The 12,422-nt window shown below is 41.8% G+C and carries 14 protein-coding genes; all 14 read left to right on the forward strand.

Annotated features, from left to right (window positions below; genetic code table 11):
- Positions 1 to 24: 24 nt before the first annotated feature.
- Entirely contained in the window at positions 25 to 597 is a 573-nt protein-coding gene (locus tag G3569_RS01190; RefSeq protein ID WP_165265237.1) for a bifunctional nuclease family protein, read from the forward strand.
- A gap of 5 nt (positions 598 to 602) precedes the next feature.
- Positions 603 to 2,219 (forward strand): bacillithiol biosynthesis cysteine-adding enzyme BshC, encoded by a 1,617-nt coding sequence (gene bshC / locus G3569_RS01195; RefSeq protein WP_165265239.1) that lies wholly within the window; start codon positions 603 to 605, stop codon positions 2,217 to 2,219.
- Positions 2,219 to 2,797, forward strand: a complete 579-nt coding sequence (locus G3569_RS01200; protein ID WP_165265241.1) for a 5-formyltetrahydrofolate cyclo-ligase — start codon at positions 2,219 to 2,221, stop codon at positions 2,795 to 2,797. The genes bshC and G3569_RS01200 overlap by 1 nt, the downstream gene beginning before the upstream one ends.
- Positions 2,798 to 2,879: 82 nt before the next feature.
- A complete protein-coding gene (locus tag G3569_RS18675; protein ID WP_165265243.1) occupies positions 2,880 to 3,581 on the forward strand; it encodes a PspC domain-containing protein in 702 nt (233 codons plus the stop codon).
- Positions 3,582 to 3,750: 169 nt separating this feature from the next.
- A complete protein-coding gene (gene tmk, locus G3569_RS01210; RefSeq protein ID WP_165265245.1) occupies positions 3,751 to 4,350 on the forward strand; it encodes a dTMP kinase in 600 nt (199 codons plus the stop codon).
- A gap of 294 nt (positions 4,351 to 4,644) precedes the next feature.
- The gene (locus tag G3569_RS01215; RefSeq protein WP_165265247.1) at positions 4,645 to 5,148 is read left to right on the forward strand and encodes an SRPBCC family protein; all 504 of its coding nucleotides are present in this window, start codon (positions 4,645 to 4,647) and stop codon (positions 5,146 to 5,148) included.
- Positions 5,149 to 5,218: 70 nt separating this feature from the next.
- Positions 5,219 to 6,079, forward strand: a complete 861-nt coding sequence (aroE, locus tag G3569_RS01220) for a shikimate dehydrogenase (RefSeq protein ID WP_165265249.1) — start codon at positions 5,219 to 5,221, stop codon at positions 6,077 to 6,079.
- Positions 6,060 to 6,821, forward strand: a complete 762-nt coding sequence (gene pgeF / locus G3569_RS01225) for a peptidoglycan editing factor PgeF (protein WP_165265251.1) — start codon at positions 6,060 to 6,062, stop codon at positions 6,819 to 6,821. The genes aroE and pgeF overlap by 20 nt, the downstream gene beginning before the upstream one ends.
- 27 nt (positions 6,822 to 6,848) lie before the next feature.
- Entirely contained in the window at positions 6,849 to 7,748 is a 900-nt protein-coding gene (locus G3569_RS01230) for a histone deacetylase family protein (RefSeq protein WP_165265253.1), read from the forward strand.
- 110 nt (positions 7,749 to 7,858) lie between these two features.
- Positions 7,859 to 9,007, forward strand: coding sequence for a 1-deoxy-D-xylulose-5-phosphate reductoisomerase (locus G3569_RS01235; RefSeq protein WP_165265255.1), 1,149 nt, complete (start codon positions 7,859 to 7,861; stop codon positions 9,005 to 9,007).
- A gap of 18 nt (positions 9,008 to 9,025) precedes the next feature.
- Positions 9,026 to 10,363, forward strand: coding sequence for an RIP metalloprotease RseP (gene rseP / locus G3569_RS01240; RefSeq protein ID WP_165265257.1), 1,338 nt, complete (start codon positions 9,026 to 9,028; stop codon positions 10,361 to 10,363).
- Between the two features lie 12 nt (positions 10,364 to 10,375).
- The gene (locus tag G3569_RS01245) at positions 10,376 to 11,029 is read left to right on the forward strand and encodes a phosphatidylserine decarboxylase family protein (protein WP_165265259.1); all 654 of its coding nucleotides are present in this window, start codon (positions 10,376 to 10,378) and stop codon (positions 11,027 to 11,029) included.
- Position 11,030: 1 nt separating this feature from the next.
- The gene (gene pssA / locus G3569_RS01250) at positions 11,031 to 11,870 is read left to right on the forward strand and encodes a CDP-diacylglycerol--serine O-phosphatidyltransferase (protein ID WP_165265261.1); all 840 of its coding nucleotides are present in this window, start codon (positions 11,031 to 11,033) and stop codon (positions 11,868 to 11,870) included.
- Between the two features lie 219 nt (positions 11,871 to 12,089).
- Positions 12,090 to 12,365, forward strand: a complete 276-nt coding sequence (locus tag G3569_RS01255; protein WP_165265263.1) for a hypothetical protein — start codon at positions 12,090 to 12,092, stop codon at positions 12,363 to 12,365.
- Positions 12,366 to 12,422: the final 57 nt, after the last annotated feature.

Here is a 12,422-nt window from a genome sequence, read left to right on the forward strand (position 1 = left end):
TATTCAAAAGTAATATTCTGACCATTGGATAAAATTAAGATGGATATATTAGGGCTTTCAACAAGCCCAAGTAGTGGTGGAGCCTATGCATTGATTTTAAATGAAGTAGAAGGCAATCGTCGCCTTCCTATTATTATAGGTACGTTTGAGGCACAAGCGATTGCTCTTGAGCTAGAACATATTCGACCTCCGCGCCCGATGACGCACGACCTTCTAAAAAATATGATTCAAAATTTTGGATCAGATGTGGAGCAGGTATTTATAAATGATCTCAGTGAAGGGACCTTTTTTGCTAAGATAATTTATGAGGAAAATGGGCAGGAGATGGAACAAGATGCTCGTCCCAGTGATGCTATTGCGCTCGCTGTTCGCTTCGATGCATCTATCTATGTTGCTCCCGAAATCCTTGACGAGGCCGGTATTGTGTCTGAGGGGGAGGAAGGCGAGGAGTTAACAGCCACGGCCGAAGGGAAAGACCAACCGCGCGAGATGAGTAAGCTGGAACGCCTTGAAAATGAGCTTCAGACCGCAATAGATACCGAAAATTATGAAAAAGCGGCTCGACTTCGGGATGAAATTCAAAAGCTAAAAGGCTAGCAGTATTGCAACTCACAAATTACTCCTTCGAAGCACTACCGTTTTCAGATCTTTTTAAAACTTATATTACCGACTATCATGAGTTAAGTGATTTCTACGGAACCAATCCGTTTGATGAGGAAGCTATAGCCCAAAGGGCAGATCAGTTTAACTACTCGGGTGATCGCGAGAGAACCTCAAAAATACTTTCTGGTTTTAATAAGTGTTTTAATATCGCTGAGGCTGCTCAGGAGAATATAAAGCGTTTGGCCGATGAACAATCACTAGCCGTTGTTACGGGCCAGCAGTTGGGTATATATGGCGGTCCCCTCTATACCGTTCTCAAGACAATTACTACTATTCATCTTGCTAAGCAGATGGAGGAGGCCTTAGATCGACCGGTTATTCCGATCTTTTGGCTGGCTGATGAAGATCATGATTATGAAGAGGTGCGATCACTTTCGGTTCTGGAAGGGAATAATGTGCAGAGCTATGGGTTACCTTCCCAAAGTGAGCCATTGCCTGCGGTTGCAGATATTGAGATCCCAGACGATATTGAGCAATTGAAAGCAGATTTAAAAGATTCTCTGTATGATACCGATTTTTCAGATGAGCTCTGGGAGCTATTAGATAGCTCGTTTAAAGCTGGTAATACCTTTTTCGAGGCCTTTGGCCAGTGGATAAGTTCATTATTTTCTAAACATGGCTTGGTATTAGCCGGCAGTAAAGATATTAAGGTAAAGGAGGCTACCGGTAGCTTTCTTAAAAAATCTATTTTAAAGGCGGATGATATCCGGAATAAACTTGAAAGTCGGTCAGGGCAAATCAGCGAACAATTCCACAGCCAGGTTACACTATATGATTCCAACCTGTTTTATTTGAATGGACAATCGGGTCGAACAAAGATTGCACGTAACGGAGAGGGTTGGAAAACAGATTCAGGACAGGAATGGGAAACTGACCAGCTGATTGAGGAGATTGAAGAAAATCCTGAGAACTTCTCTCCGAATGTTTTTCTGCGTCCCATTTTACAAGATGCGTTACTTCCTACTTTGGGATATGTAGCAGGCCCCGGAGAAACAGCCTATTATGGACAGATGAAAGAGATGTATGGCTGTTTTGATATGGAGATGCCTGTAATATTTCCTCGACTTAGTGCAACAATTGTTGAGCCGGCTATTGACCGCATCATTAATGAACTCCCTTTTGATTTTCATGAATATGGAAATCGTATTGAAGACCTGGAGTCTGATTACGTAGATCGCACTGAACAGCATGATATTGAGGCCATTTTTAACGATTGGCACAATGATGTTGAGGCACTGGCAGAAGATAGAACCAAAAAGATTGCTGATATCGACCCAACGCTTGAAGGGGCCTCTGAAAAAGCAACTGCTACCTATTTAAATGAGCTTAACAAACTGAAAGGGAAGGTTTACAGGTCTGTCAAAAAACAGGACAAGATACAGTTAAAACGTATTCGAAGAATCAAGGCGAATACATTTCCGGGGGATGGGCTGCAAGAGCGCGTTATAGCAGGTATATATTTTATGAACAAATACGGAATTGATATTTGGGATAAACTTCTCGAGAACCTCGACGAAAAGGAACAATTCGACCATCACAAACTGATTTACCTGTAATGGATGATACCCAATCTAAAAAGGAAAAATTGCGCAGCACGCTTTTAGAGGCCAGAGAATCAATAAGTGATGAAGATTTTTTGGGTGGATCAACAGAAATTGTTGAGAAGTTGCGAAGTCATTCTGTTTTCTTGGAAGCTGATGTTATTCACTGCTATGTTTCAATGAACAGCCGGGGAGAGGTTGACACCCAAAGGCTGATAAAAAAAATGCTTAAAGGTGATAAGGATGTGGTTGTTCCTGTTACGAACTTCAAAGACCATACGTTGTCGCACATTCGCTTACATTCTTTTAGTCAGCTAAAGAAAAATAAATGGGGCGTACTGGAACCTGAAGAAGGCAAAAAAGTATCTGTTGATGCAATTGAACTGGTGGTTGTACCGATGGTCGGAGGTGATGAGTCTGCCAATCGTATTGGGTATGGCGAAGGGTTTTATGATCGTTTCCTGAATGCAGTGAGCTGTCCCAAGGTAGGACTTTGCTTTGAGCAAAATATTGTTCCCGAAATACCAGTTGAGGAGTTTGATATACCCTTAGACCACATAATTACTGAAGAGCGGATTATTAGTCGAGATTAATTTGCTATATTATTGTAACAAAGTATTACTTTTGACGTAATACATATTGTTCGCAAAAACTTATGGGCACGGGAGTAATATTATGGCACAAAGAACAAAACAGTCTACACATCATAACCTCGATTCATTGATGGATTTTGAAGACCATGAACTTCAAAATACCATGCAAGAGTTTTTAGAGGAAGAGAAAAAAGCGAATACCAATATCTGGAACTTTGCTACAATTGCAGGTATTGCCATGTTTTTTGTAGGGGTCATGTTCATTCTAAACATGCTTATCGGTATAGGACCAGATCTTGGTGGACTTATGGAAGCATTACCTTTAATTGGAGGGGCCTTGGTAACACTGGTAGGATTTGGCTTTCTGGTTGGCGATCGCAAAAAAGAAAAGCAGGCCAAGAAAAAGAAAAAACGTACTTCCAAAAAGTATGATTTTGATTACGATTTTGGGAGCAGTACCGAAGAAGAGGACTTTACGTTGAATAATGATTTGGGCTCCGGCCAAAAGACTAAAAGTAAATCAAGCTCTTCTGCCAATACTTTTGATTTCGATTCCTATGCCTTTAGTGAGTCAAAAAAGCTATACAAATCCCGGACAGATAAAAAACTCTCGGGTGTTTGTGGGGGATTAGCAAAATACTTTGGTATCAGTTCTACCGTTATTCGTCTATTATTTATTATAACACTCTTTGCAGCGGGCGGAGCATCCTTTTTTGTATACGTGGCCTTGGCTTTGGCTCTGGATAAGGAGCCGCCTGAAATGATGGATGACTTCAAGTTCTAAATGTTATTTATTAAATGAACGATATTTTAAAGATGAATTGCCCTCGTTGAATCAACAGACGGGGGCTTTTTTTATTAAGTTTGATGAGTAGAATTAATATAGTAATTCATTGAGACGCAGATGATTGTTATATTCAGACCGTTAACTGAGCTTAAAATAATAGAATAAAGTGTTTATAACGTTTGAAGGGATTGATGGAAGTGGTAAGTCAACACAAATTCAAAAACTACGACAACATCTGGAGCAGAAGGGGATTCAGGTAAAGGTTTTTCGAGATCCGGGTGGACCGGTTGTTTCAGAGAAGGTGCGAGAGCTTTTGCTAAGTCCAAACTATGAGATAGATCCGGTTACCGAATTATTACTTTTTTCGGCCGCCCGTTCTCAATTAATGGCAGAAAAGGTATTACCAAGTTTAGAAGAGGGGGCAGTAGTAATATTGGACCGATTTTATGATTCTACCGTTGCCTATCAAGGGTATGGTCGGCAATCGGTACCTTTGCCGGAGATTCATAAGATGAACAGCATTGCCAGCCATAAGTGTGAACCCGACCTTACTATTTATATGAAATTATCTCTTGAAGCGGCTAAAAAGAGGATGTCACAAAAACGAGATCGTATGGAACAGGCAGGAGACTTTTTTTATACCCACGTCATCCGGGGGTTTGATAAACTGGCAGAGCAAGAAGAACGTATATTTACCCTGGATGCTACGTTACCTGCCGAGAGGGTGCATGAGCAGATCTGGGCGATCGTAGACAATTCTTTTTAAGGATTATTGATTCCAAACATCCCCCTGTAACAGAAAAAGTTCTCTAATCGTTTGATGGTTATGCTCTGAATGGAGGATTAAAATAGTCTTATTTTGTTTAAATCGCCTATAAATCGGCCTTTAATTTATACTAAGGCAGAAATTGAAGCTCAAATCGAGAGCAAAATTAATTGCTGCTTAGCGAAATAATGATTAATTTTATTGCATTGTGGGTAAAACCTAATTGGAAACTGAAAAATCTCCTTTTTCATCGTTTCAACTACTAATTTTAACCAACTCTGAAGTATATAAATTATGGCGCACGAAAGAATTGATGTTGATCTGCCCCTAGCCAAAGTCTATGAATACTTAAGTGATCCAACCTATTTCCCTCACTTCTTTGAGCGAATTGAGCGAGTTAATAAGATAAACTCCCAGACATTTGAGTACTCAACTACCCTTGGTGGGAAAGCATTTGAGTGGACAACAAACGTCATTGATGATTTGCGTAATACACGTTTTGCGTGGATTACTATCAATGGCAATTTGAATCAGACTGGTACAATTCGATTTACTCCGCTCGATAACGGAGAACGTACCCGGGTTGATTTCAGCCTTGATTACCGTACATTCTACGGTGAGCCAGAGGAAGAATTAGCTAATTTTATCCAGGGTCTTTCTGCACAGATGAAGAAGGATCTGCAGCGTTTTAAGGAAGAAGCCGAAGATGGCACTTTCAAACAAAATGCGGATGATACCCTTGCTGCAATTGAAAAGGCAGATGAGGAAGCAGAAGCTGAAGAGGAAGCTGCTGCATAATAAAGTCTCTCATTGATTTTAAGAATGCGCACTTAATGGTGCGCATTTTTTTTGTTTATACTTTTCAAGAATGAGTTTATCTACCTTTAGAAAGAGCCAAAAAGCAAAAAATCCTCATTACCTACTCTTTGGTCACCCTATAGAGCACAGTTGGTCGCCGCTAATGCATAATTTAGCATTTGATCACTACGATATTGGGGCACAGTATTATACAGTTGATCTTTTAAATAGTGAGCTTAACAGCTTGGCTTCCTATCTCAATAATGATTTTTTTAAGGGCGCTAATATTACGGTTCCTTACAAACAGGTTATTATAGATTACCTGGATTACATTGATCGTTCTGCCAAGCATATTGGAGCGGTTAATACTATAGTGAGGGAGGGATATCAGTTGGTAGGATATAATACCGATTATGCTGGTTTTGTCGCTCCTCTGAAAGATTATGGTTGGGAGCTTGAAGGTGGGAGAGCTATCGTTTTTGGCACCGGAGGTGCCTCACGGGCTATAGTGGCAGGATTAGTTGATATTGGGATTGAAGAGATTTTCCTGGTTTCCAGAAATCCTGCTCGTAATACTTCGTTTCCGGAGCATGAACAGGTAGAAGTTGTCTCATATCACCAGTGGACTTCATTAGCAGAGGAGGCCGCACTTATTGTTAATGCCACGCCTTTGGGGATGCATCCCAATGTGGACCAATCTCCGGTTCGGGAAACAGAAAAAACGGTTTTGTCGGATTGCATTTGTTACGATATTGTGTATAATCCATTACAAACAACATTCTTAAAACAGGCTAATTCAGTTGGCGCAAAAACGATCAATGGGCTAGAGATGTTAATCCAACAGGGAAGTCGTTCTTTTGAATTGTGGACGGGCCATTCATTCCCTGTGAATAAGGTAAGAGACAAGTTACATGAACAAATTACAAACTGACTTTTCTGTTATTCGTCCCCGGAATCTGAAAAACGAGGAGGGAATACGAGCTTGGTTTACGCTCAAAAACGAAGAATATGGTACACAAAATAATATTCCCGGATTAAATCTTGGTTTCAATACCCAAGAACAAAAGGATGTTATTGTACAGAACAGGCTAAATCTGTTATCTGCTTTAGAAGTAAATACTGATTGGGTGGCATTTGCCGATCAGGTGCATGGCAATAGAGTACGGATAGTCATTCAAGGAGGAACCTATCCGAATACTGATGGTTTAATTACTTCTGTACCGGGACTAACTCTTGCTATTCAGGTGGCTGATTGTGCTGCTGTATTGTTGTGGGATGCTGATTCACAAACTGTTGGAGCACTGCATGCCGGTTGGCGTGGAGCTGCCGGAGATATCGTACCCAGAGGTATTGAAGATATGGTTGATCAGGGAGCGGATCCCCAAAATATTAAAGCTTTTGTAAGTCCCTGTATCTGCCTTGAAAATTTTGAAGTTGGCATAGAAGTGGCCGAACGGTTTCCGGATAAGTTTGTAGATTATGAGCGCTTTGAGAAACCCCATGTTAATTTGCCGGCATTTTTGCGGTATCAGCTGGAAGAAAGTGGAATTCCCGGAAATCATATTGAAGTGCCAGAAGAGTGTACTGTTGAGAATGAAGATCGTTTTTACTCTTACCGAAGAGAAGGGCAGAAGAGTGGACGGATGATGGCTCTTATCCAAATAGCTGAATAATAAGAATCCCAAACAGTTTTTAAGCTATTGCGAGTTTCCTATTCCCCGGGATACTATGCTCCCATTCCTGATGAGCATATTTTCCCCATGAAAAAGTTTACCGGTTTGTATCGCTATGTATTAGAGCAAAACCTAATAGACAGTAGTGATATTATTGAACCTTCACTGGTTGATATGGCGAATCTTACAACGGTACATTCTCATCGCTACTCCAGCGGTATTATGAATGGCGGGTTGGAGAAAAAAGAGTTGCGAAAATTGGGATTACCATGGTCAAAGAGACTGGCTCATCGATCACGACTGGCGGTGCAAGGAACCATTAATGCTTCTTTGATGGCACTGCAAGATGGAATTGCCGGTAACCTGGCCGGGGGCACTCATCATGCGATGCCTGATTATGGCGAAGGCTTTTGTGTTTTTAATGATGTGGCCGTAGCTATTAAAGTGTTGCGCCAATCGATGTGGGCAAAGAAAATATTGGTCATTGATTGTGACGTACACCAGGGCAATGGGACCGCCGAAATATTTAAAGATAATGAAGAGGTGTTTACGTTTTCGCTGCATGGGGCTAAGAACTACCCGTTTAAAAAACCGCCCTCTACCTTAGATATTGGGTTACCGGATGAAACGAAGGATGATGTATACTTGTCTACTTTAGGAGATGCTTTGGATGACATATTTGACCAGTTTTCTCCGGATTTGGTGTACTATCTGGGAGGCATAGATCCACTGGAGTCCGACCATTTCGGGCGGCTTTCCCTAACGTTAAATGGGTTGGGAAATCGGGATCGTATTGTCATAAAAAAAGTAAGAGCAGAAGATGTTCCGCTGGTGTTATTATTATCCGGTGGGTACGCCCCAACTTTGCAAGAAACCGTACAAGCCCATGCATTGATGTATGAAACGGCTTTAGAACTGGCTCCATAGCGATTTTGAATAGAGAATCGAGGAGCTTTTTTTAAGATGTAATCATATTCTGACTTCTACCTGTTTTTCTCTATCTTCATAGCTCTTTTGAAAAGAAATAAGTAAATCGTTTGAAACCTAAAAATATTGTCATACTGGGTTCCACGGGGTCAATAGGCGAACAAGCCTTAGAAGTGATTAGTGAACACCCTTTCCAATTTAATGTATTGGCACTGAGCTGCAATAGCAGTTGGAAAAAGCTAGCAGAGCAGGCTAATAAATATAAGCCTGATTATGTGCTGCTTGGTGATGAGCAGTATATCGATTTGCTGAAAGAGCAATTGAATGATGACGATATTGAGATCTTAGTTGGAAAAGAAGATCTTCTGCACTTATCCCAACTCAATGAAGCCGATATTATCCTTAATAGTCTAGTGGGATACGCCGGTTTTGAACCTACTGTTAAAGCACTAAAGGCTGGAAAAAAAGTGGCGCTTGCCAATAAAGAGTCCCTTGTGGTAGGTGGAGGGCTTATCAATGAACTTATTGCTGAGAATAGAGACCGTCTTATTCCGGTTGATTCTGAACACAGTGCCATGTTACAGTGTTTAGTAGGGGAGCCACTTGAGAAGATCGAGAAGCTTATTATAACGGCAAGTGGTGGGCCATTTCGCACATGGACCAAAAAACAGATGCAGAACATAACGGTTAGCGATGCTTTGGATCATCCCAATTGGTCGATGGGATCTAAAATTACCATTGATTCTGCAACCATGATGAACAAAGGGTTGGAAATTATAGAAGCACACTGGATGTTTGATATGCCGCTTTCGAAGATTGAGGCTGTGGTTCATCCGCAAAGTGTTATTCACTCGGTAGTGACCTTTACTGATGGCTCAAGCAAGGCCCAATTAGGACCACCGACGATGAAGGTACCTATTTTATATGCTTTCACCTATCCTGACAGACTCGAACTTGAAGCCCCGAAGTTGGACTGGGGTAAAGCTTTTGACTTAACATTTGAACCTGTAGATTATGATCGTTTCCCCTGTTTAAAATTAGCAATTGATGCAGTTAAGGAGGGCGGTTTGGCTCCAGCTATTTTAAATGCGGCAAATGAAGTCGCTGTACAACGATTTTTGAACGAAGAAATTACCTATATTGATATACCCAAAGTGATAGATCATTGCCTGGAGTCACTAAATAATTCTGGAACTATTACGTTAGAATCACTGAAAAATATTGATCAACAGGCCAGGGATCTGGCATTAACTTTTTAATTAGTACTACCTCGCTACATGGAATGGATTTTAAGTTTACTATCAACACTCGGAATATTTGCTGCTGCTCTACTTATCCTGGTTTTCTTTCATGAGTTAGGGCACTTTTTAGCTGCGAAACTTTTTGGGATGCGTGTAGAACGCTTCTCCTTGGGCTTTCCTCCTCGCATATTTGGTTTTAAAAAAGGAGAAACCGACTACTGTATTGGAGCAACACCACTTGGCGGTTATGTGAAAATATCCGGTATGATTGATGAGACTATGGACGATGATTACCTGGATGAAGAGCCTAAGCCCTGGGAGTACCGGAGTAAGCCTGTTTGGCAGCGTATTATTGTGATCACTGCCGGGGTGATCTTCAATATGATTTTGGCTGTATTAATTTTTGGTGGGTTAGCATTTAGTACCGGTGAAGAAAAGGTAGAACTAGACAGCGTAGATAGTATTTACGTGGCCCAAAATTCTTTGGCAGCCCAAGTTGGATTCCAAACGGGAGATAAGCTTATTGGGGTTAATGGGGAAGAAGTACCCTATTTTTCCGATCTGTTTACACCGAATAAGATGATGGCTTCTTCGTTAAACTATACGGTTAAAAGAGGCAATGAGACAGTTACCGTTGCGGTACCTGATAGCTTACTTAATGACATTGGTAAACGGGGATTTATTGGCTTGCCGAATGCACTTCCCAGCAAGATTCGATCGGTGTTAGATGGGAGTCCGGCCGATAAGGTCGGATTAAAAGAGGGGGATTTTATTACAGCTGTTAATGGTGATAAAATTACGCACTGGCTACAACTTGTCGAGAAAATTTCAACTTCTGAAGATTCTCTAAACCTAATGGTGAAACGATCCTCAGGTGAGACTACTTCAGTAACGGTGATGCCTAATGAAAATAATAAACTAGGTATTTATGCTCCTACTAAAGAAGCATTTCATGTAGAACGATTTAGTTATGGTCCATTACAAGCTTTAAATGTAGGTATCACTAAAACGAATGAGACAGTTTCAGGAATTTTTGGTGGTTTCAGTAAAATGTTTTCCGGAGATATCTCTGTACGAGATAATCTTGGTGGTCCGGTAGCTATTGCCAATGTAACCAAGCAAGCTACAGATGCCGGAGGCGCTGTTGGCTTTTGGAATATTACGGCTTTCTTGAGCGTAACACTCGCCATTATGAATATCTTACCTATCCCTGTCCTCGACGGTGGGCATTTGATGTTTTTGATTTATGAAGGCATCACGCGCCGCGAGCCGTCACCCAAAGTTCGGATGGCCCTGCAACAGATTGGCTTTTTGCTTATTATAGCACTCTTTATTTTTGTGACTTTCAATGATATTCTCAGACAATTCGGCTAACCTAACATATTTATGTTTGCACGCGACGGATACACGACTATATTCGTAACTATTATATTTGCAGTTATCGTGAGCGGTATTGCTCGCTACATGGAGCCCCATTGGACAGCCTACATTCTCTATACTGCCATGGCACTGCTCGTGGCTTTTATTCTATTTTTCTTCCGGGATCCGGACAGGGAGATTACCAAAGGGGACAACCTGGTGATTTCACCGGCGGATGGGAATGTCGTGCAAATTAAGGAGGTTCAGGAAGACAGATATATTGAAGGAGCTGCCAGACAGATTAGTATTTTTCTTTCTCCGCTTGATGTTCATGTTAACAGGGTGCCGGTTAAAGGTAAACTTGAATACCTGGAATATGAACCGGGAATTTTCTTAGTAGCTTATGACCATCGGGCTTCGGAACTGAACGAGCGAGCAGATTTTGGGGTAAAACATGCTTCCGGCACAAAAGTATTTTTCAGGCAAATTACCGGCTTTCTAGCACGACGAATCGTCTATCATATCCAGGAAGGGGATGATCTGGAAGCCGGAGAACGTTTTGGAATGATGAAGTTTGGCTCCAGAATGGATATACTTGTTCCGGCTGAGGTTGAAGTAAATGTATCGGAAGGAGAAAAAGCCGTAGCCGGTCAAACAATTTTAGCTACCATTAACGCATAAGATGAAATATCCTATACAGAAGTGGAAGCGTTTTCGCCGTCGTAGAAAGCGTAAAAAAAATGGGGGACAACGCCCCAAGAAACAGATACCGCGCACTGTTATCCCCAGTTTTTTTACCCTAATGAACCTTTTTTGTGGATTTTTAGCAATAATTAGTATTGCTGAAGGCAGACTTTTCTTTGGGGCTTGGCTCATTGTGTTTGCCGGCCTCTTTGATGCGCTGGATGGCTTTATGGCCCGTCTTTCAAATGCTACCTCCCAATTTGGTATCGAACTCGATTCCATCAGCGATGTGGTCTCTTTTGGGGTAGCTCCCGGCTTCTTACTCTACGCTTTTGGCTTGGCTGAGATGCCGTTTGTGGGTATTATTTTGAGTGCTCTGCCACCACTCTGTGGGGCTGTTCGCCTGGCACGTTACAATGTAGATGTGCACGATTCTCTTGATGAAAAGAAGGGGCGTGATGATTTCTTCAAGGGATTACCCATACCCGGACAGGCGATTATGATTGCTGCCTTTTACCTTACCTTTTATAATCAAATTGAAATATTTGAGGGATTGGAGTACGGCTTAAATACCGTAGTGGTACCATTAATTGTGTTGCTTTCCTTTTTGATGGTCAGCACCATTCCATTTGACAAAATCCCAAGCTTCGATAAAAAATCGATAAAAAAACACAAGGTGAAGCTCTCGCTGTTTATTTTCTATGGAGTGCTTATTTTGTTGTTTCAGGAAGTTGGATTGATGATCGTCTTTTCTGCTTTTATTGGCAAAGGAATTGTCTTGGGAGGTTATTTCTTCTGGAAAGAGGCTTTTGGGGATGAAGATCGAATCGAAGGGTAAGCACGATCAATACAAGAACTGTTTCCGCAGCAGAGCGACGGAAACAGTACTTGGACAGCAATCCACTCCTTCCGGTGCTCTGCTCCGGAAGGAGTTAGGGCACATCAAGCCAAGTACGACCTAGATCTTACCTACCCAAGCCTAACCATCGATGGCGTACCCGGATCAACCGCTACCCAGAAGGTCAATATCGACGGCCAGAACGGCTTCAACGGTGATGTGGATCTCTATGTAAAGAATATTCCAAATAGCCTAAAGGATGATGAGGGCAACAGCAAGATCTCCTTCCGTTTTGCTGATAACCCGATCAGTGGTGATGAAAGCACCGACCTAATCATGGAGGTGCTGCAACCGATTGATGAAAGCCTTTCGCCAACCATTACCGTACGCTCCGAGGCTCCATCCGGCAGTGTTGACACCGGCCCTAAGAACCAAGAGGAGACCTTCCAGCTCAACACCGACGCCTTCTCTCCGCGTACGATTGAGGAGTTCTAAAAGAGTTTAGTATATAAAAAAAGAAACCCGAAAGCCTATGGTAGGCCTTCGGGTTTT

It is taken from the genome of Fodinibius halophilus, from assembly GCF_011059105.1.
GTDB lineage: Bacteria > Bacteroidota > Rhodothermia > Balneolales > Balneolaceae > Fodinibius > Fodinibius halophilus.